Here is a 19395-nt window from a genome sequence, read left to right as displayed (position 1 = left end):
ATGACTCTGCGTTTAAATGAACTTGCGCCTGCAGAAGGTGCAAAACGTGAACACCGTCGTTTAGGCCGTGGTATCGGTTCTGGCGTTGGTAAGACTGGTGGCCGTGGTGTCAAAGGTCAAAAATCACGTAAAAGTGGTGGCGTTCGTCCAGGCTTTGAAGGCGGTCAAACAGCGATTTATCGTCGTTTACCTAAATTCGGTTTCACTAGCCAAATCGCTTTAAAAACTGCTGAAGTACGTTTATCTGAGTTAAGCAAAGTTGAAGGCGACATCGTTAGCCTAGAAACTTTGAAAGCTGCGAATGTTGTTCGTCGTGACCAAATTCGTGCTCGTATCGTACTTTCTGGTGAAATCACTCGTGCATTCACTGTTCAAGGTGTTGCATTGACTAAAGGCGCTAAAGCTGCGATTGAAGCAGCTGGCGGTAAAGTCGAGGAGTAATCTCGAGTGTCTATGTCTCCTAGTTCTTCAGGTCATGTCAACATGATGAAAGGTCAGCCATTTCATGTGAAATACCGTGAAATTATTCGCCGGATGAGTTTTCTAATCGGTGCATTGCTGGTCTTTCGACTAGGAGCGCATATTCCAGTACCAGGCATTAATAATGCTGCGTTAGAAAATTTATTTCATGCGAACCAAGGAACTATTCTTGGGCTATTCAATATGTTTTCTGGCGGTGCTTTAGAGCGAATGTCTATTCTTGCTTTAGGGATTATGCCTTACATTTCTGCATCAATTATTGTGCAGTTAATGTCTACTGTAATTCCATCACTTGAAGCCTTGAAAAAGGAAGGTGAGCAAGGTAAGCGTAAAATTAATCAATATACGCGTCAGGGTACATTACTACTTGCTGTGGTTCAGGCTGTTGGTATGTGTGCTGGCTTAATTGGTCAAGGTATTACTTTGACAAATGGCCTCGCATTTTACGTACCGGCTGTTACTTCTTTAGTTGCGGGAACAATGTTCCTAATGTGGCTAGGTGAACAGATCACAGAAAGAGGTATTGGTAACGGTATCTCAATGATTATTTTTGCAGGTATTGTTGCTGGTTTGCCTAATTTAATTATGCAATCTATCTCTTCTGTAGATAATGGTCAGACAAGTTTAATAGGTCTTGTAATCTTTGGTCTTTTGTCTCTAGGTGTATTGGCAGCTATTGTGTTTATTGAAAAAGCACAACGTCGCATTCCAGTAAACTATGCGCAAAAGCAACAAGGGCGTCGTATATTTACAGCACAGCAGACGCATTTGCCATTAAAAATTAATATGGCTGGGGTTATTCCTGCGATTTTTGCAAGTTCTCTACTCTTGTTCCCAGCAAGTCTTGGTCAATGGGGGGGGAGTGCAGATCCAAATGCTGGTTTTATTAAAAGCAGCTTACAAGATTTAGCTTTAGTATTGTCGCCTGGACAGCCTTTGTATTTGGTGCTCTTTGGTGCGTTAATTATCTTTTTCTGTTACTTTTATACGGCTTTAGTATTTAGCCCTAAGGAAGTATCAGAAAATCTAAAACGCAGCGGAGCTTATGTGCCTGGTATTCGCCCAGGTGAGCAAACTGCTCGTTACTTAGATCATATTCTTAATCGTTTGACGTTTATTGGTGCGATTTATATTACGGTCATTTGTTTAATGCCAATGATTCTACAAAGTTCTTTTGGGATTCCATTCTATTTGGGTGGTACCTCATTATTGATCGTAGTTGTCGTGGTTATGGACTTTATGGCTCAGCTACAAGCGCATTTAACATCTCATCAATATGATAATCAAACATTAATGAGAAAAACGACTGCTCATCCTAAGGGATAAGCGCACTTAGAGGTTTCATCATGAAAGTACAAGCTTCTGTAAAGAAAATTTGTGGTAGCTGTAAAGTTATCCGTCGTAATGGGGTTATTCGCGTAATTTGTAGCGCAGAACCTCGTCATAAGCAGCGTCAAGGTTAATCTAATCAAGACCTGTTGATTTCAGTAGGCGAATTGGGTTAATATCCGCCCCTCAAGATTTTTGTGGGGCGGTTGATTATCTCTACTGCCTTTTTGGAGAAAGTGAATGGCTCGTATTGCCGGTGTAAACATTCCGGATAACAAGCATGCTGTTATCTCCCTCACTTACATCTTTGGTATCGGTCGCCACACTGCTAAGAATATCTTAGCTACAGTTGGTATTACTGAAACTACTAAGATCCGTGAGTTGGACGATGCTCAGCTTGATGCGATTCGTGCAGAAGTTGCTAAGGTTCCTACCGAAGGTGACTTACGTCGCGAAATTTCCATGAACATTAAACGTTTAATGGATTTGGGTTGCTACCGCGGCCTTCGCCATCGTCGCAGCTTGCCTGTCCGTGGTCAACGCACCAAAACTAACGCACGTACCCGTAAAGGTCCGCGCAAACCGATTAAAAAGTAAGATTTCTGGAAGCTAAAAGATGGCTAAAGATACTCGCACACGCAAGAAGGTCACTCGTACCGTCTCTGAAGGTGTTGCACACATTCACGCGTCTTTTAATAACACCATTGTTACGATTACTGATCGTCAAGGTAATGCATTGGCTTGGGCCACCTCAGGTGGACAAGGCTTCCGTGGTTCACGTAAATCAACTCCGTTTGCTGCTCAGGTAGCTGCTGAAGTTGCTGGTAAAGCAGCTTTAGATTACGGTTTGAAAAATCTGGATGTCCTTGTAAAAGGTCCTGGTCCAGGTCGTGAGTCTGCGGTTCGTGCATTAGGCGCAGTGGGTTATAAGATTAACAGCATTACCGATGTGACTCCAATTCCTCACAACGGTTGCCGTCCACCTAAAAAACGTCGCGTGTAAGGAGAAACATTCATGGCTCGTTATATTGGTCCAAAATGCAAACTCTCTCGCCGCGAAGGGACAGACCTGCAACTTAAATCTGGCGTTAAACCATTTGACGTCAAAACTAAAAAAGCTAACAAAGCACCTGGTCAACATGGTCAGGCACGCGGTGGTAAGCAATCTGAGTATTCACTACAATTACGTGAAAAACAAAAAGTCCGTCGTATTTACGGTGTGTTAGAACGTCAATTTAGTAACTACTATAAAGAAGCAGCTCGTGTTAAAGGCGCAACAGGTGAGAACTTGTTGAAATTGCTTGAAAGCCGTCTTGATAACGTTGTTTATCGCATGGGTTTTGGTTCTACACGTGCAGAAGCTCGTCAGTTAGTAAGTCACCGTAGCATTACTTTGAATGGTCGTCGTGTAAACATCGCATCTATTCAAGTTAAAGCTGGTGATGTAATTGCGGTTCACGAAGGTGCTAAACAACAATTGCGTATTAAAAACGCGATTGAGTTAGCTGCACAACGTGGTATTCCAGCTTGGATCGAAGTTGATCATTCTAAGCTTGAAGGTACGTTTAAAGCTGCACCAGATCGTTCTGATTTACCTGCTGAAATCAACGAAAGCTTGATTGTAGAATTGTATTCTAAATAATCCTTGAGGTAGCAATAATGACGCGTACTGCAAACGAGTTTCTAACTCCGCAAGCGATCAAGGTCGAAGCGGTAAGCGGGACCTCGGCAAAAGTGATTCTAGAACCTTTAGAGCGTGGTTTTGGCCACACTCTAGGTAATGCTTTACGTCGCATTCTATTGTCTTCTTTACCTGGCGCTGCTGTGGTTGAAGTTGAGATAGAAGGTGTCGAGCACGAGTACAGTACTTTAGAAGGCTTGCAGCAGGACATCGTCGAGCTCTTGCTGAACCTAAAAGGATTGTCTATTAAGCTGTTCGATCAAAATGAAGCATATTTAACATTAGAGAAACAAGGTCCTGGCGATATTACTGCTGCTGACCTTCGTTTACCTCATAATGTTGAAGTGGTTAACCCAGAACATTTAATCGGTACTTTAAGTGCTTCAGGCTCATTAAAAATGCGCTTGAAAGTTGCTCAAGGTCGTGGTTATGAAACATCTGATTCTCGTTTCCCTGAAGGCGAAACACGTCCTGTTGGTCGTTTGCAATTAGATGCTTCTTATAGCCCGATTAAACGTGTTTCTTACACCGTTGAAAATGCGCGTGTAGAACAACGTACCGATTTAGATAAACTGGTAATCGACCTCGAAACAAATGGAACGGTTGATCCTGAAGAAGCAATCCGTAAAGCGGCAACAATCTTGCAACAACAAATTGCAATTTTTGTTGATCTTCAGAAAGACCAAACTCCAGTTGCTCAAGAGCCTCGTGAAGAAGTTGACCCAATCTTGCTTCGCCCAGTAGATGATCTAGAGCTTACTGTTCGTTCTGCTAACTGTTTGAAAGCAGAAAATATTTACTACATTGGTGATCTTGTTCAACGTACTGAAGTTGAGTTGTTAAAAACTCCTAACCTTGGTAAAAAATCGTTAACAGAGATCAAAGATGTTTTGGCATCGAAAGGCTTACAACTCGGTATGCGTCTTGAAAACTGGCCACCAGCTAGTCTTCGTATGGACGACCGTTTTGCCTATCGTAGCCGTTAATTAAGTAGGACTATCACCATGCGTCATCGTAATAGTGGTGTGAAATTAGGCCGTACAAGCAGCCATCGTAAAGCGATGTTCCAAAACTTGGCTAATTCTTTATTTGAACACGAGTTGATCAAAACAACTGTGCCTAAAGCTAAAGAATTACGTCGTGTTGCTGAGCCTTTAATCACTCTAGCAAAAAACGATACTGTAGCAAATCGTCGTTTAGCATTTGCTCGTACTCGTAATGCTGCAACTGTTGGTAAATTATTTACCGTACTCGGCCCTCGTTACAAAGAACGTAACGGCGGTTATCTACGTGTTCTTAAAGCGGGCTTCCGTGCTGGTGATGCAGCACCGATGGCTTACGTTGAGCTTGTAGATCGTGAAGTAAACACTTCAGCTGAATAATTGATTTTATTCAAAAAAGACCGGTTTTATGCCGGTCTTTTTTATTTCTACTCACAAAATAAATTATAAAAATGTCCTCAAGTGACATAAAAAAGTAGATAAACGGTCAAACTTGACATTGTGTATTGTCAAAATTGTGTTTTAATAAACTTATATTCTCAACAATGGGTATAAAAATAAAATGGAAAAGCAAGTTGATATTTTAATCATTGGCGCAGGTATTTCAGGAATCGGAATTGCTGCCCATTTGTCAAAAAATTCACCACAACGACAATTCGAGATTTTAGAACGTCGTGAGTCTTTTGGTGGAACATGGGATCTTTTCCGTTATCCTGGTATCCGTTCAGATTCAGATATGTCTACCTTTGGTTTTAACTTTAAACCATGGTGTAAAGCGAATGTATTAGCTGATGGTGCTTCTATTAAAGGATATTTAGGTGAAGTAATTAATGAATTTAAATTAAAAGAAAAAATTCATTTTGGTCATCGCGTACTTTCTGCTAATTATGATTCGGCTTCAAAAAAATGGCAGGTTGTAGTCGAAGATAGCAATAAAAAACAGCAGACTTGGATTGCTAACTTTGTGGTCGGTTGTACAGGTTACTATAATTATGATCAGGGTTATGCGCCTTCTTTCCCAAATCAAGAAGCATTTAAAGGGCAACTCATTCACCCACAGCATTGGCCTGAAAACTTAGATTACACAGGTAAAAAGGTGGTTATTATTGGTAGTGGTGCAACAGCGATTACTTTAGTACCAGCAATGGCTAAAGGTGGGGCAGGTCATGTGACCATGTTGCAGCGTTCACCAACATATATTGCTAGCGTTCCTTCTATCGATTTTATCTATGAAAAAACGCGTAAATTTATGTCTGAAGAGGCAGCTTATAAATTTACTCGAGCTCGCAACATTGGTATGCAGCGCGCTATTTATGCGCTGTCTCAGAAACATCCTAAAACTGTACGTCGTTTACTTTTAAAAGCAATTGAAGTGCAGCTTAAAGGTAAGGTTGATATGAAGCATTTTACACCTTCATACAATCCTTGGGATCAGCGTTTATGTGTAGTGCCAGATGGGGACTTGTTTAAGATTTTACGTGAAGGCAAAGCGAGCGTAGAAACTGATCAAATCGAGAAATTTACTGAAAAAGGTATTTTACTTAAATCTGGCAAACATCTTGATGCTGATATCGTTGTTTCTGCAACAGGATTACAAGTTCAGATTATGGGCGGAGTTCAGGCGACTCTTGATGGGAAACCAATCAACTCATCTGAACATATGCTTTATAACGGCATAATGCTAAGTGATGTACCGAATATGGCTATGATTATTGGCTATGTAAATGCCTCATGGACACTCAAAGTAGATATCGCTGCCGAATATATTTGTCGCTTATTAAACTATATGGACAAAAATAGTTATGATGAAGTGATTCCATCAGGTGATAAGACTGTGATGGAAGAAGATACTGTAATGGGTAAACTATCTTCAGGTTATATTAATCGTGCAGCACATGAACTTCCTAAACAAGGTAAGCGTGCTCCATGGCAGGTGACTAATAATTATTTAGAAGATAGAAAGTCTTTGAAAAATGCAAAATTTGAAGATGGCATTCTTCATTTTCATAAGCGTTCTGAAGCGAATGAGCGTAAACCAAAATTAGTATCTTAAGTCGTGTTAAATAAGAAAAGGGGCGTAATGCCCCTTTTTTTATTGAAGGTATTAAAGTGTTCTTGAAATTAATTCTTTCATGATTTCATTTGTACCTGCATAAATTCGATTTGCTCGATGATCAATGTATGCACGTGCAATTGGATATTCAAGCATATAGCCATAACCGCCATGTAACTGAAGACATTCATCTACAATCTTTGAGAACATATCAGAAATTTTATATTTAGCAGCTGCTGCAGCTTCTACACTCAACTTTTCTTCAAGTTGTAATTCCATACAACGATCTAAATATGTCCGGCAGAAATCGATTTCTGTTCTGAGTTCGGCAAGTTTAAAGCGTGTATTCTGAAATGCGCCAATAGGTTTACCAAATGCTTTTCGATCTTTTGTATATTGAACGGTATGTGCAAATGCTGCTTCAGCACCGGCCTGACAAATAATAGCAACTAACATTCGTTCCCATGCTAATTCTTTCATGAGCATGATAAAGCCCATACCTTCCATGCCTAAAAGGTTTTCTTTAGGAACGCGAACGTTATCAAAGAATAATTCGCAGGTATCTTGGCCTTTCATTCCAATTTTGTTTAGAGGTTTACCTTTACTAAAACCAGCACGATCTGCTTCTACAATAATTAAGGATAAGTTCGCCGAACCTTTATCACTATTGCCAGTCTTACAAACGACTACTGCCATGTCGCATAAGTAGCCATTCGTAATAAAAATTTTAGAGCCATTAATGACATATTCATCACCATCAAGTACGGCGGTTGTTCTTACCGCTTGTAAATCTGAACCAGTGCCTGGTTCCGTCATGGCAATAGCAGTAACAACTTCTCCAGTTGCCATTTTTGGTAACCATTTTTGTTTTTGCTCTTCATTACCAAAATTATTAACGTAATTAGCAACAATATCGGAATGTAGAGAAAAACCAGTACTTGAGTCCATCGCATACGCTTGTTCTTCGATAAGAATCATACTGTATAGGCGATCTACCCCAGAGCCACCATATTCCTCGGGCATTGTGGTGCAAAGAAGACCCAGTTCTCCAGCTTTATTCCAAAGATCTCGGTCAACATGTTGCTGTTTTTCATATTTCTCTATATTGGGAACGACTTCCTTTTCATAGAATTTACGCACTGTCTCACGGAAGGCTTCGTGTTCTTCATTGAATAATTGTCTTGGTAACATATTTGGAATAGGACGGATGGCACCAGATTGCATTTGTATTTCTTCCTTGGTTCAGGTGTGATGTTATACCCTAAACATACGTAAGCATTTCATGCCTCACAATGTGATGAATGCTCAATTATGCAGACAAGATGATAAATTTGGTCAATTTGATATTTTTAGCGATCTTTAGGATGTGATCAGGTAAACTAGGCGCACTATCAACACAGATGGGGACGTAAATGTCTGACGAAATGACCTTGGAAGAACGTAAAGTAATTTATCGAGCACGCCGCGGCTTAAAAGAAATTGACGTCTATTTTGACCCGTATGTAAAAAACTATTATTTAAAAGCTGATCCAGCAGAAAAAGCATTATTTGCAGAGTTAGTCGATCAAGAAGATCCGGATTTATTAGATTGGTTCATGGAAGTTTCTGAACCTCCACGTACTGAGTTACGTGAATTTATTTATAAACTAAAACAGTATGTGCATGGCTAAACTGTTTTGATAAAAGAATTAAATTTTGAGCTGAAATATAGCCTTGTCTCGGTAATATTTCAGCTTTTTGTTGGTTTGGGTTTAGCAATCCTGCTTTATCAATTATTAACACCGATATGGTGGCTATGTGCTGTCATTCTTCTATTTATTGGTTTTATTTTCTTTCTAAAGCAAGCCCAAATATCTCAAATTGAATATTTAGATCAAAAATTATGGTCGGTTGCATATTTTTCGAAAAAAGAAATTTACCGCGCGGAAATTACTAAAATAATTGATTATCAGTTATTTGTAGTTATTTATCTTGAAGAAACTCCTACGAACATAGCTATTGTTTGGTTCGATCAGCTTCCTATTCAGCAGTGGAAAAGATTAAAAGTTTTAGAAAAGCTCTATTAATTGTTAGACAATTCTACAATTGTATATTTATTTAAAAACCATAAAAAACAAAAACTTAATAATTTTTTTCTTCATTAAACTTCGGATTGTCTAATTAGAATATAGAAAAAAGCCAAGGAAAGACAATTGTCTGACAATTTCACCTATAGGTAGCTATTTGATCGGTTAAAGTACAAACACCAACGTAAAGTGTGTCGGAGGTCTCAAAATGGAGATGCCAACATGGTCGTTCTTGGTCATTGCCATAATTCTGGCAGTGGTGATAGGAAGAGCAGGAACTTTACTCAGGGAACATCTTAACAAAGTTAGTTTTAACAAGGTTAAGAGACAGAGGATGCAAGGTCGTCGATCAGTCAATTATTAAAATTGGTTAATCGATTAATTTCATCAAGTGTCCAGTTTATAACTGGGTGCGATTGTAGTAAGGAGGTCTCTCATGGAGATTTCAATGTGGATGTTTCTGTTAATTGCAGTTGTTATGGCTGTAGTAGTAGGAAGAGCAGGAACTTTACTTAAGGATTATATAGAACAAAAATAATATAAGCCGTTAAAAGCTTATCCCAGTTAATAAGTAGCATGTGCTGAACCGTCGCAATGCTACTTTTTTTTGCCTAAAATTTCTGTTTCCTCGAAAAACTGTCAATTTTATCTGCTGTGAAGTGTGTCAAAGTATAAGCGCTACAATTAGAGTAATTACTCTTTTATTCAAGATATGCATCTGCTAATGTACATCTGAAAAGGAAAAAACAAATTACATAGAGGACAGGAAGATGTCTAAAGTCCAAAAAATAAGCCAAGGTTTGGCGGTGAGTTTTCTTGCAGCTTCAGTTTTATCAGGTTGTTCATACGTCGTGAAAACCGGAGCAAATGTTGCTCTAGGTTTTACGGAAAAGCACGTCGTTCCACCTATTTTGGCAATGCAAGATGCTGAAATGGTATGTAATACCGGTAGTGCGTTAACACCTGCAATCATGTCTACTAAAGGGATGGGTGCAGATCCGACACGTGTTGCAGTATTAATGTATGCAGCATCAGGTGTATGTGCGGAAAATCAAGCTTTAGAACAAGAACTGCGTTATTTACGTGCTTCAAAAGCAGGTCAAGTGACAGAAGCCCAAGATGCACGTATTGCACAGAAGCGTTGGGCAGCAATTGCAGCTGAACGTCAGTATACAGGCTATAAGTTATTTGCTGATCGTTGGGAATCTAAATATAAATATCACTTAGGTGACTCTTGCCCAACGATGCGTAATGATACTGATCAAACCGTTTATTTGCTTGGCATGATCAGTGGTCTTCAGGCTGTGACCAACGATATTAACTCAGGCGGCGCAGTCAATGTTCCTAAAGATATTGCTGCTATTGTAGAGCGTGGCATGGTTTGTCTAGATAATGAAAAATTCTGGGGCGCACCTAACGCAACGCGTGCTGTTATCTGGACTTTATTGCCAGGTGCTGATGAAGGGAAACCTGATCCATACCAAACTTTAAAACAGTCAATTCAGATTGGTGAGAAAAAAGGTGTTCGCTTATCTCATGCCTTATATGCCGTAGCTGCTCAAGCAAGCGGTGATGATGCAAAAATCCGTGATGCATTAAGATCTTATGCAGCGTCTCAAGCTGATGACAAACCTGTCAATCCTAACTTTAAGTTAATTGATAGTATGGCTGGCCTTATTGTACGTGGTATCTCTGACCGTTACTGGACTGAACATACTGGTGTACGTACCGGAGATGATGGTATGTCTCATTTCTGGGATGATAAGAATGAAGGTGCAGCAGAGCTAGATGAGTTGTTTGAAGGGGGAGCCGCTTCAGAAGTTCCTGCTGATTCATCTGCTCCACCAGCAGCGCAGTAAAGAATATTTGAAAGGCTAACTTCTTGCGAGTCTATTGTTAAGTTCTACAATAATCGTAAGAAGTTTAATTTCAAGGAGTGTGCCATGAAGGATCATGTACTGAATAGTAAAGTGCTTTTGGTCGCAGTGTGCATTTCCATATCTGCTTGTCTACAAGTGTTTCCTGATACTTTTATTTATTGGCGCGAAAGTTTACTTGGCGAATTCTGGCGTTTATGGACTGCTCATTGGGTACACGTTGGATGGGTTCATTTCCTTTTAAATATGATGGCATTCGCCTGTTTACCCTTTATCTTTCCACATACAAAAGCATGGCATCTTCTAAGTCTACTTTTACTATTGCCACCTTTTATTAGTTTGGTGTTCTACTTTTATTTACCTTATATCGAAGCTTATGCGGGCCTATCTGGTGTCTTACATGGGCTATATACAGCGGTTGCTTTAGTCTATCTGCAATATCGTAAAGAGCGAAATTTTGCTTTGCTGGTTTTAGGGTTAATTATTGCCAAACTTATATGGGAAAACACTTTTGGGCAAACAGGGACCGCTCAGTTAATAGGGAGTCCAGTTTTAACTGAAGCTCACTTATATGGAGCAATTGGTGGCTCAATCTTTGGAGGATGCTATTGGCTTTTCCAGAGATTAAAAAAGAAACATTGACAATACAAACTGTTAAAAAAGAGATTTTAGTCATTCTTTATTAACAAAGTTTGATGCAAATTTGATCGTTGAATAAAGGGATTGGTAGAAGGGGGATGGATTTAACCCCTGACCAAGAAAAATTGCATGACTCAATTCTTTAATTTTTAGGGACTTGAGAGAACAAAATTGGAATATTTATGCAAGAACATCAAGAAAAAAGATCTGGATTAGGTCTGCTGGGTTATATCTGGAACGAATGGATCTCAACATTCGTCATCCTCATTCTGCTATTAATGACGCTAATTATTGGTACCGGGGAAATGATCCACGGACAATTATTACGTATCGGGGAACGTCTTTATGGCGACCCTGCTACAGGTATGCAATATTCTTTTTTGCGTGCTGAGCCTGAAAAGCCAACTTGTGATCGACATCCAAATATCGAGGCTCAAGTAAAAGAACAAATGAAAGCGAATGCGTCTGATGATTTCGCGAGTTTCTTTGGTGCAGCATCGGAAAGTGATGTCCGTGCATCACTACTCGCAGCGCAGCAACAATGTGATGAAAAATATCAGGTATATGATAAAACTATTAAATATATCGAAGCTAACCCTGGGGTACGTACTTATCGTGCTATCGAGACTGGTTTCTTTGGTATTTTTAAATTTGGTACAGAAAACCGTGCCATTTTACTGGTCTTTATGGTTCTGATTTCTGCGATTACTGCATCGTTGAAATATCACCATATTGGCTTTCGTAACCCAGCAACAAAAAAAGATTACAAAGTGTATTCCTTGTTTATGTTGATTGGTAATGCGCTGCTTAGTACCTCTGTCATTAGTCAGTATCGTTCAGTCATAAATTCTGGGGTAACACCTACCTATGAAACAGTAACGATTTACTGGATCTGGATGATTCTATTTGTTGTTCTGACTTTAATTAGTTTGTATCAATTATTTGTTTCACCTCCACCAAAGCGTGAAGGCGGAAATATAGGCTTAGCCTTATTATCGGTGCCTTTATACGCTTACATGGCCCTAATTACAGGCATCGTATTTACATTCTTTATGGATTACCCAATGGGGCAAGGTATTTACCTTGGTTTATTGGTTGAGTTCTCGGGTATCTTCTTAAACCTTGCCTTGTTCATTTGGGCAGGTATGCTTTTAACTCAAACACGCGTTATGGACTTGTTCCTTAATGTGCTTCGTCCATGGAACTTGGCACCAGAAACCTTAACTTGGTTAATTCTAATTGCTGCTGCTGTACCAACAGCTTATACAGGTGCATCAGGTATTTTCGTTATCGCAGCAGGTGCAATTATTTATAAAGAAGTCTGGAATGCGGGTGCTCGCCGTCAATATGCTTTGGCTGTGTCTGCAATGTCAGGTTCTTTAGGGGTAGTTGTACGTCCATGTCTACTGGTCGTTTTAATTGCAATGCTTGATAGCCGTCATGTTACGTCGGATGAGCTGTTTGGGCATGGTATTTATGTATTTTGGTTAACTGCATTTATTTTCTTGGGCGTTTCACTACTTTTGGCTGAAGAAAAATTCCGTGTGAATTCACCAAAAGTTGCGATTCCGGGCATGATGCGTGCCTTTGTACCTGTAATTCCATACATTCTGATCACTGCTGTTGTTCTTGCGATCTATAAATATGCATTAGATACAGGAATGAACGAATTTACTGCACCAGTAATTTTGCCATTAGTTCTGATCGCAATGATCTTGTATGACAAATTGGTTGCTACTAAAGAAGCGCCTGCAATCAATATTCATGAAGCGATTGTTCGTGAACACGAACAAAAATCACCATTTCTTCGTGCACATGATCCGCATAGCTCTCAATACCGTCTCGGTTTTGGTGGAGCACTTCGTTTTGCGACCTCAGAAACTGTAGGCCATATCGGTGCTTTAATTATCTTGATGGCATTGTCTGCAAGTGTAGGTGGTTTAATTGAACGCTCTGAAGTGGTCGAATTATTACCGACTCATTTGGGCAGTATTTATATCTCACTTGCATGTATTGCGCTATTACTTGCCATTATTGGTATGTGTACAGATCCATTTGGTGCTGTAATTTTAGTTGCTGCAACTATTGCACCTGTAGCATACGAAAATGGTATCCATCCAATTCATTTCTGGATGATTGTGTTGGTTGCATTCGAATTTGGTTACGTAACACCACCAGTTGCCTTGAACCATCTACTTACGCGGTTGTCCGTCGGAGATGATGAAGTGAACGCTGCTGATGCTGAAGCGAAAGAGAAATATACAAGCTTCTACTTCCGTTATGAGCGCTGGTTGCTACCAATTATTGTCTTGTTCTCATCATTGGTATTAGTGACTTATGTGCCATATGTATTTAAGTTATTCGATTGGTATAAATAACTTAAATCAAAGTATTGGTTATACAAAAAAGCCTTCCTAAATGGAGGGCTTTTTTAATAAGTAGATTGAGTAAATTTAGAACAAGATGATTAGAATTATTTAAATCTGGCCAAAAAAGCTAAAGATGTACAGCTTTAGCTTTTTTTAAGAGTTCATTGAAAAACTACTGCTGTTTAAGCTGAGCTTCAAGCAATTTAACTTGTTCTTCTTTGAGTTTAGTTAGTTGATCCGCATCTGCATGCTGAGCTTTTAAGGTGGCTTCCTGATCTTTTAGCTGGTGATGAATATCTTCAAGTTTAGATACTTCTTCTTTTGCTAAAGACTCTTGGGCAGGGACAGGCTCTTTAAGCACATTTTCACTGACAAGTTGCTGAGAACTTGCATTTTCAGCTAAAGGTTCAGAACTTGGTAATGGCTCAGCCGATTTCGGTTTAGCAGGAGCAGGAGTCGAGACAGGTTGTGGATCAACCAGTGGTGCTGACGACTCGGTTTTTTTAAAAAACCATTGCGCTGCAAAAAAAAGCACTACGAGAATGCTTAAGCCCCCAATTAAAATCCATAATAATTTTGAGTTTTGTTTTCTTTGTAGTGGCATGTTTAAGACCTTTAGTCGGGACGACGTGGTTTGAACTGTATTACCCCAATTTCATCCGGTTCAGCAGGTGTTTCAGGCTCATCAACATGAGTCGGACGATTTTCGCTATAACCGCATTCGATACATTCAATCCATTCGTCTTCTGCGGTGGTTAGCATGATAATCCGATCCATGGCTTCACATTTTGGACATTTTGCCCCAGCAATGAAACGTTTTTTCATCTTTATCACCCTAACCACACGATCAATTTAGGCCCATAGTTTAAGCGGTTTTGTTGTCATTCGTCCAACCTTGATGACGTAACAATGCATCAATTTTAGGCTCGCGTCCACGGAAATTAACAAATGCCTCAAGCGCAGTGTCTTTTCCACCCACAGCTAGAATTGCCTGACGGAATTCTTTACCCGTTTGAGTGTTAAAAATGCCTTCATTTTCAAAACGATCAAATGCATCGCTCGCTAAGACTTCTGCCCATTTGTAAGAGTAATAACCTGCAGCATAACCGCCCGCAAAAATATGACTAAAACTATGTTGGAAACGGTTGTAGTCGACAGTAGGAACGACTGCATACTGCTTACGAATATCGTTTAAGGTTTGCTGAATTTGCTCACTGTTCAGGGCAGGCGTTTTGGTGTGAATGGTCAAGTCAAACAATGCAAATTCAAGCTGACGTAAAGTTTGCATACCAGATTGGAAGAATCGAGCATTTAATAAAGCATCTAGTAATTCTTGTGGCAAAGTCTGTTTACTATTGATGTGTTCACTTAATACGTCTAGACTTTCTTTATCCCATGACCAGAACTCCATAAACTGGCTTGGTAGTTCTACTGCATCCCAAGCAACACCATGAGTTCCTGCAACCGAGATATTATCTACTTCGGTTAACATATGATGTAAACCATGTCCAAACTCGTGGAACAAAGTAATGACTTCATCATGAGTCAATAACGCAGGTTGGTCACCTACCGGAGGAGTAAAGTTACACACCATATAGCAAATTGGTTTTTGTAAGCCATGAAGTGTTTGCATGCGCGAGCGGAAGCCGTTCATCCATGCGCCACCACGTTTACCTGTACGTGCATAGATGTCAAAAAAGAAGCCACCAATCACTTGACCTTGGTCTTCTAATTCAAAATAACGTGCATCTGGATGCCAGACAGGTGCTTGTCTTTCAATAATGTTAATGCCGTATAGACGCTGCACAATCTGGAATAATCCCTGAATAACTTTAGGTGCAGGGAAGTAAGGTTTTAATGCTTCTTGAGATAAGTTGAATTGTTGCTGTTTAAGTTTTTCAGAATAGTAAGTTGTATCCCAAGGTTTAAGCTCATCAACACCATCTTGTTTAGCAATTTCTTGAAGTTCGGCAACTTCTTGAAGCGCAGGAGCACGCGCATGCTCTGCTAGGTCAACCAAAAACTCATGTACTGTTTTTACGTCTGGTGCCATTTTACTTGCCAGAGAATATTCAGCATAGTTATTGAAACCAAGTAGTTTCGCCATTTCCTGACGAAGACTCAAAATTTCTTCCATAATTTTGCTGTTATCAAACTCAGTTTGTTCAGACTGATCAGATGCACGAGTCACATAAGCTCTATAAAGCTCTTCACGTAATGCACGGTCATCTGCATAAGTCATGATTGCAAAATATGCTGGGAAATCTAGGGTTGCTACAGCTTGGTCAAGTTCACGTTGTTTGCCGTACTGTTTTAATAACTCAATATTACTTTCTGGAAGACCTTTTAGCTGATCTTCGGTAAGTGGTTTAAAGTAAGCTTGTGTTGCATCAAGTACGTGGTTTGAAAAATCAGAAGAAAGCTGTGAAAGACGCGCAGAAATCTCTGCATAACGTTTTTTCTCTTCACCCTCTAAGGCTACACCTGAAAGTTTAAAGTCACGTAAAGCTAGACGGATAGCACTTTGCTGTGCAGGGCTAAGAGAGCTATAACCTTGACCATCATGGATGTGTTGATAGGTTTGATAAAGCGCCGTGTGTTGACCAAGCTGAGTGTAATATTCACTTAATGCTGGTAATAAAGATTGATAGACTTCTCTCGTTTCTGCATTGCTCATTACAGCGTTTAAATGCGATAAAACGCCCCATGATTCACTTAGATTATTTTCAAGCGTATCGACTTGCTCAAGTACGGCAAGTTGCTGAGCTGCATCTGTAGGTGCAGCCGTAAGAGTATTTAAAAATTCCTGACCTGCTTGGATCGCTTGCTGGATGTCTTGTTTTAAATTTTCTAATTCAATTTGGTCAAAACGCGGAGTTGGTAAAGTCGCTTGCTGTAAAGTCATTGCTAATAGCCACATTATTTTTTAAACATGGTATTAGATGTAGGTCCTCTCAAGTCGGAAATCAAGCTTAATGTGTAAAATAACCCTTTTTAAAAAGAAATAAGCCTCCTATTGGAGACTTATTTCTGAAGTGTGATAATTATTTACTCACTATTCAGCCTTTGATTTTGCATTCGACTTTTTCTTTTTAGGCTTAGATTTTTTCTTCACCTTTTCTGATTTAGTCTCGGCTTTTGCTGAGGTTTTCTTACCAGATTTTTTGGTGTAAGAACTTGGCTTACTTTTTTCTTTCTTTTTGTGAACAGGTCGCTCACCATCACTACTGACAGTTGGTTTACTGAAAACTTCTTCAGTCGCCTGCGTAGTAGTTTTAGTCGTACGCGGCGCACGGCTACGAACTACTCGGCCTGCATGGGTAACTTGCTTAATGAGCTGGAAGTCAATTTTACGTTCTTCCAGATTGACACCAGCGACCTGAATTTTAACTTCATCGCCCAAACCAAAGACTTGACCACGATTTTGACCTACTAGATTTTGACTCGCTTGGTCATAAATAAAGAAGTCATCGCCGAGTTGGCTAATATGAATCATGCCATCGACATATAAATCTTTCAGTGTCACGAATAAACCGAATTCGGTCACCGCACTTACAATACCAATGAATTCATCACCTAGATGCTGCTGCATGTAGTGACATTTTAACCAAGTTGTTACGCTACGAGAAGCTTCATCAGCACGGCGCTCTGTTTGAGAGAAATGTTCACCTGCATCATCTAGTGCGGCACCAGAGAGTGGATAAGGCTTTTGTTTCAAGTGAGCTTTAATGGCACGGTGTAATAATAGGTCTGGGTAACGACGAATTGGCGAAGTGAAATGCGTATAAGCTTCATAAGCCAAACCATAGTGCCCTGCATTTTTTGCGCCATAATAAGCTTGCATCATTGAGCGTAATAAGACGGCATGAATGCTTGGTGCATCAATACGATCTTTAGTTGCTTCAATTACTCTTTGATAGTCTGCTTGAGTTGGTTGGTCAGGGAAGGGTAGACCCAGTAATTTAACAAAATCTTTTACTTTCTGAATACGTGAGAACTCTGGAGCTTCATGCACGCGATACAGCATTGGAACATCATGTTCTAATGCATATTCAGCCGCAGCAACGTTAGCAAGTAACATGCACTCTTCAATAAGTTTATGTGCTTCATTACGTGTACGTGGCAAAATTTCTTTAATCCCGCCTAACTCATCAAAAGTCATGTAAGTTTCAATGGTTTCAAATTCCATTGCATGACGATCAGCACGTAAATTTTTCAAAATCTGATAAAGCTGGAAAAGCGTATTTAACGATTTATGAACATCACGGTCTTTTGGAATTGCATCTGTTGCGCCGTCAAAATATTGTGCTACCTGTGTATAGGTCAAACGTGCTTTTGAATGCATCACTGATGGATAAAAATCGTAACCAGTTACACGGCCTGTACGAGAGATTTTCAAGTCACAGACCATGCATAAACGGTCTACATGAGGGTTTAGAGAGCATAAGCCATTTGACAATGCCTCTGGTAGCATCGGTAATACGAAATGCGGGAAGTATACCGAAGTACCACGTTCCTCAGCTTCTTCATTGAGGGCTGAGTCTAAGCGTACATAATGGCTAACATCAGCAATTGCGACAACTACACGATAACCGCCACCTGGACGTTTTTCAGCATAAACCGCATCATCAAAATCTCGAGCATCTTCACCATCGATCGTAACTAATGCTAAATCTCGTAAATCAATGCGGCCTTCACGATCTTGAGCAGATGGTTCTTTAAAACTTTCAGCTTCTTTTAAGACCTGATCTGGAAACTCATATGGCAAACCAAATTCAAGAATGGTTTGTGGAATAATAATTTCTGTATCAGCTTTGTCGGCCATAGATTGAATAATATGCGCCGTCGCAAACTCTTCACGAGTTGGATAACTATCTATTGCGACACGTAGCATATCGCCAACATTTGCTTCAGCATGTGTTACCAGTTCTTTTTCTAAAGGAATAGGTTGGTGCTGATTTGGATTGTTGGGCTGAATAAAATATTCGCCATCGTGAACCGACAATTTACCAATTAATTGTTTAACACGATGTTGTAAAACTTCTGTGATAAAACCCCAAGGTTTGCCTTTACGGTCAACCGAAGTCTGTCGCACTCTAACTCGGTCACCGTTAAAGACTAAACGTAATTCACGTTCAGGAAGTAAAAGGTCACTTTGACCATCAATATGTGCTGTGCCTAAACCTTTGCTATTGATATAAACAGTTGCTTCATAGGTCGGTTGATCTGCCACCAACTGAAATTTAAACCCGTCTTTCATGATTTGACCATCACGGACCATAGCACTTAAGCGATGACTGAGTGCTTCAATACTTTTTTGGTCATGAATATTAAAATGATCGACAAGTTCTGCATGAGATTGCGGTGTCTGCAATTGTTCCAATGTATCTAAAATAAGAGTACGGCTTGGAATAGGATTGTCATAACGTTCAGCTTCAGCTTTCGCTTCGGGGTCAGCCCAGTTTTTTGTCATGTCGTTTGGTTTCACGCTTGGCAGATAAGTTTAGCATAAGTCATGCAGACCCGAACTGCACGTTTAGGTTTGCAATAATGTGTTATGCACTACAGTATTTTGATGAAGAAATAATATCTATCTTAACAAGCGTTTGATCGAAAAAGACGAAAATAATGAGAAAATTGCTTAAAAAATAATTCATTGAACTAAAAAACAAGAAAATTTCACTATGATGACTTGAACAATAGGGTTTTAGTTTGTATTATGGCGGCTCGTTCCGGTGAGGTGGATGAGTGGCTGAAATCACTTCCCTGCTAAGGAAGCATACCTATTACTGGTATCGAGGGTTCGAATCCCTCTCTCACCGCCATTTACTTAATGCGCTCATAGCTCAGCTGGATAGAGCACTTGGCTACGAACTAAGGGGTCGGGAGTTCGAATCTCT

The 19395-nt window shown here is 39.8% G+C and carries 19 protein-coding genes and 1 tRNA gene; 15 read left to right on the top strand and 5 right to left on the bottom strand.

The genetic code is table 11. The features are described 5' to 3' along the window. From rplO to J663_RS06980, 9 genes are all read left to right on the top strand, one after another. Positions 1-441: a 50S ribosomal protein L15 gene (gene rplO, locus J663_RS07020; protein WP_002116985.1), complete on the top strand. Its 441-nt coding sequence runs from the start codon at positions 1-3 to the stop codon at positions 439-441. A 45-nt stretch (positions 442-486) separates the two neighbouring features. After that, on the top strand, positions 487-1806 hold the full coding sequence (gene secY, locus J663_RS07015; RefSeq protein WP_171073661.1) for a preprotein translocase subunit SecY: 1320 nt from the start codon (positions 487-489) through the stop codon (positions 1804-1806). Between the two features lie 20 nt (positions 1807-1826). Then, entirely contained in the window at positions 1827-1943 is a 117-nt protein-coding gene (rpmJ, locus tag J663_RS07010; RefSeq protein ID WP_000867907.1) for a 50S ribosomal protein L36, read from the top strand. A gap of 106 nt (positions 1944-2049) precedes the next feature. After that, entirely contained in the window at positions 2050-2406 is a 357-nt protein-coding gene (gene rpsM, locus J663_RS07005) for a 30S ribosomal protein S13 (RefSeq protein WP_000090816.1), read from the top strand. 19 nt (positions 2407-2425) lie between these two features. Then, a complete protein-coding gene (rpsK, locus tag J663_RS07000) occupies positions 2426-2812 on the top strand; it encodes a 30S ribosomal protein S11 (RefSeq protein ID WP_001040166.1) in 387 nt (128 codons plus the stop codon). Positions 2813-2824: 12 nt separating this feature from the next. Beyond that, entirely contained in the window at positions 2825-3451 is a 627-nt protein-coding gene (gene rpsD, locus J663_RS06995) for a 30S ribosomal protein S4 (RefSeq protein WP_000135204.1), read from the top strand. A 17-nt stretch (positions 3452-3468) separates the two neighbouring features. Beyond that, the gene (locus J663_RS06990) at positions 3469-4476 is read left to right on the top strand and encodes a DNA-directed RNA polymerase subunit alpha (RefSeq protein ID WP_002116730.1); all 1008 of its coding nucleotides are present in this window, start codon (positions 3469-3471) and stop codon (positions 4474-4476) included. Positions 4477-4494: 18 nt separating this feature from the next. Continuing rightward, on the top strand, positions 4495-4872 hold the full coding sequence (rplQ, locus tag J663_RS06985) for a 50S ribosomal protein L17 (RefSeq protein ID WP_002049717.1): 378 nt from the start codon (positions 4495-4497) through the stop codon (positions 4870-4872). Positions 4873-5053: 181 nt separating this feature from the next. After that, entirely contained in the window at positions 5054-6544 is a 1491-nt protein-coding gene (locus tag J663_RS06980; RefSeq protein ID WP_002116796.1) for a flavin-containing monooxygenase, read from the top strand. A 51-nt stretch (positions 6545-6595) separates the two neighbouring features. Here the strand turns inward: J663_RS06980 and J663_RS06975 are convergent, their stop codons facing one another. Then, complete coding sequence (locus tag J663_RS06975; RefSeq protein WP_017386981.1) at positions 6596-7768, bottom strand: acyl-CoA dehydrogenase family protein; 1173 nt, start codon at positions 7766-7768, stop codon at positions 6596-6598. Between the two features lie 188 nt (positions 7769-7956). Here J663_RS06975 and J663_RS06970 point away from each other — a divergent pair, with 188 nt between their 5' ends. The 5 genes from J663_RS06970 (at position 7957) to J663_RS06950 (ending at position 13504) form a co-directional block, all read left to right on the top strand. Continuing rightward, the gene (locus J663_RS06970) at positions 7957-8214 is read left to right on the top strand and encodes a succinate dehydrogenase assembly factor 2 (RefSeq protein WP_002117064.1); all 258 of its coding nucleotides are present in this window, start codon (positions 7957-7959) and stop codon (positions 8212-8214) included. A 6-nt stretch (positions 8215-8220) separates the two neighbouring features. Further along, positions 8221-8610, top strand: a complete 390-nt coding sequence (locus J663_RS06965) for a hypothetical protein (RefSeq protein ID WP_005078321.1) — start codon at positions 8221-8223, stop codon at positions 8608-8610. 770 nt (positions 8611-9380) lie between these two features. Next, on the top strand, positions 9381-10469 hold the full coding sequence (locus J663_RS06960) for a hypothetical protein (protein ID WP_033848790.1): 1089 nt from the start codon (positions 9381-9383) through the stop codon (positions 10467-10469). Positions 10470-10553: 84 nt separating this feature from the next. Continuing rightward, on the top strand, positions 10554-11129 hold the full coding sequence (gene rrtA, locus J663_RS06955; RefSeq protein WP_033848788.1) for a rhombosortase: 576 nt from the start codon (positions 10554-10556) through the stop codon (positions 11127-11129). Between the two features lie 179 nt (positions 11130-11308). Further along, positions 11309-13504, top strand: a complete 2196-nt coding sequence (locus J663_RS06950; RefSeq protein WP_033848786.1) for a TRAP transporter large permease subunit — start codon at positions 11309-11311, stop codon at positions 13502-13504. A 163-nt stretch (positions 13505-13667) separates the two neighbouring features. On the opposite strand, the gene J663_RS06945 is transcribed toward J663_RS06950, so the two are convergent. The 4 genes from J663_RS06945 to rnr all read right to left on the bottom strand — a co-directional run bounded on the left by J663_RS06945 (position 13668) and on the right by rnr (position 18968). Next, positions 13668-14099, bottom strand: coding sequence for a hypothetical protein (locus J663_RS06945; RefSeq protein WP_033848785.1), 432 nt, complete (start codon positions 14097-14099; stop codon positions 13668-13670). Positions 14100-14110: 11 nt separating this feature from the next. After that, entirely contained in the window at positions 14111-14320 is a 210-nt protein-coding gene (locus J663_RS06940) for a YheV family putative zinc ribbon protein (RefSeq protein ID WP_002117042.1), read from the bottom strand. Positions 14321-14360: 40 nt separating this feature from the next. Then, positions 14361-16415, bottom strand: coding sequence for a M3 family metallopeptidase (locus tag J663_RS06935; protein WP_033848783.1), 2055 nt, complete (start codon positions 16413-16415; stop codon positions 14361-14363). A gap of 135 nt (positions 16416-16550) precedes the next feature. Further along, the gene (gene rnr, locus J663_RS06930; protein ID WP_033848781.1) at positions 16551-18968 is read right to left on the bottom strand and encodes a ribonuclease R; all 2418 of its coding nucleotides are present in this window, start codon (positions 18966-18968) and stop codon (positions 16551-16553) included. A gap of 261 nt (positions 18969-19229) precedes the next feature. Here rnr and J663_RS06925 point away from each other — a divergent pair. Then, positions 19230-19320, top strand: a tRNA-Ser gene (locus J663_RS06925). Positions 19321-19395: the final 75 nt, after the last annotated feature.

Origin of the sequence: Acinetobacter sp. 826659 (genome assembly GCF_000588515.1) — a bacterium.
GTDB lineage: Bacteria > Pseudomonadota > Gammaproteobacteria > Pseudomonadales > Moraxellaceae > Acinetobacter > Acinetobacter pittii.
The sequence above is the reverse complement of the archived record's forward strand: the minus strand, read 5'-3'. Positions and strand labels throughout refer to the sequence as shown.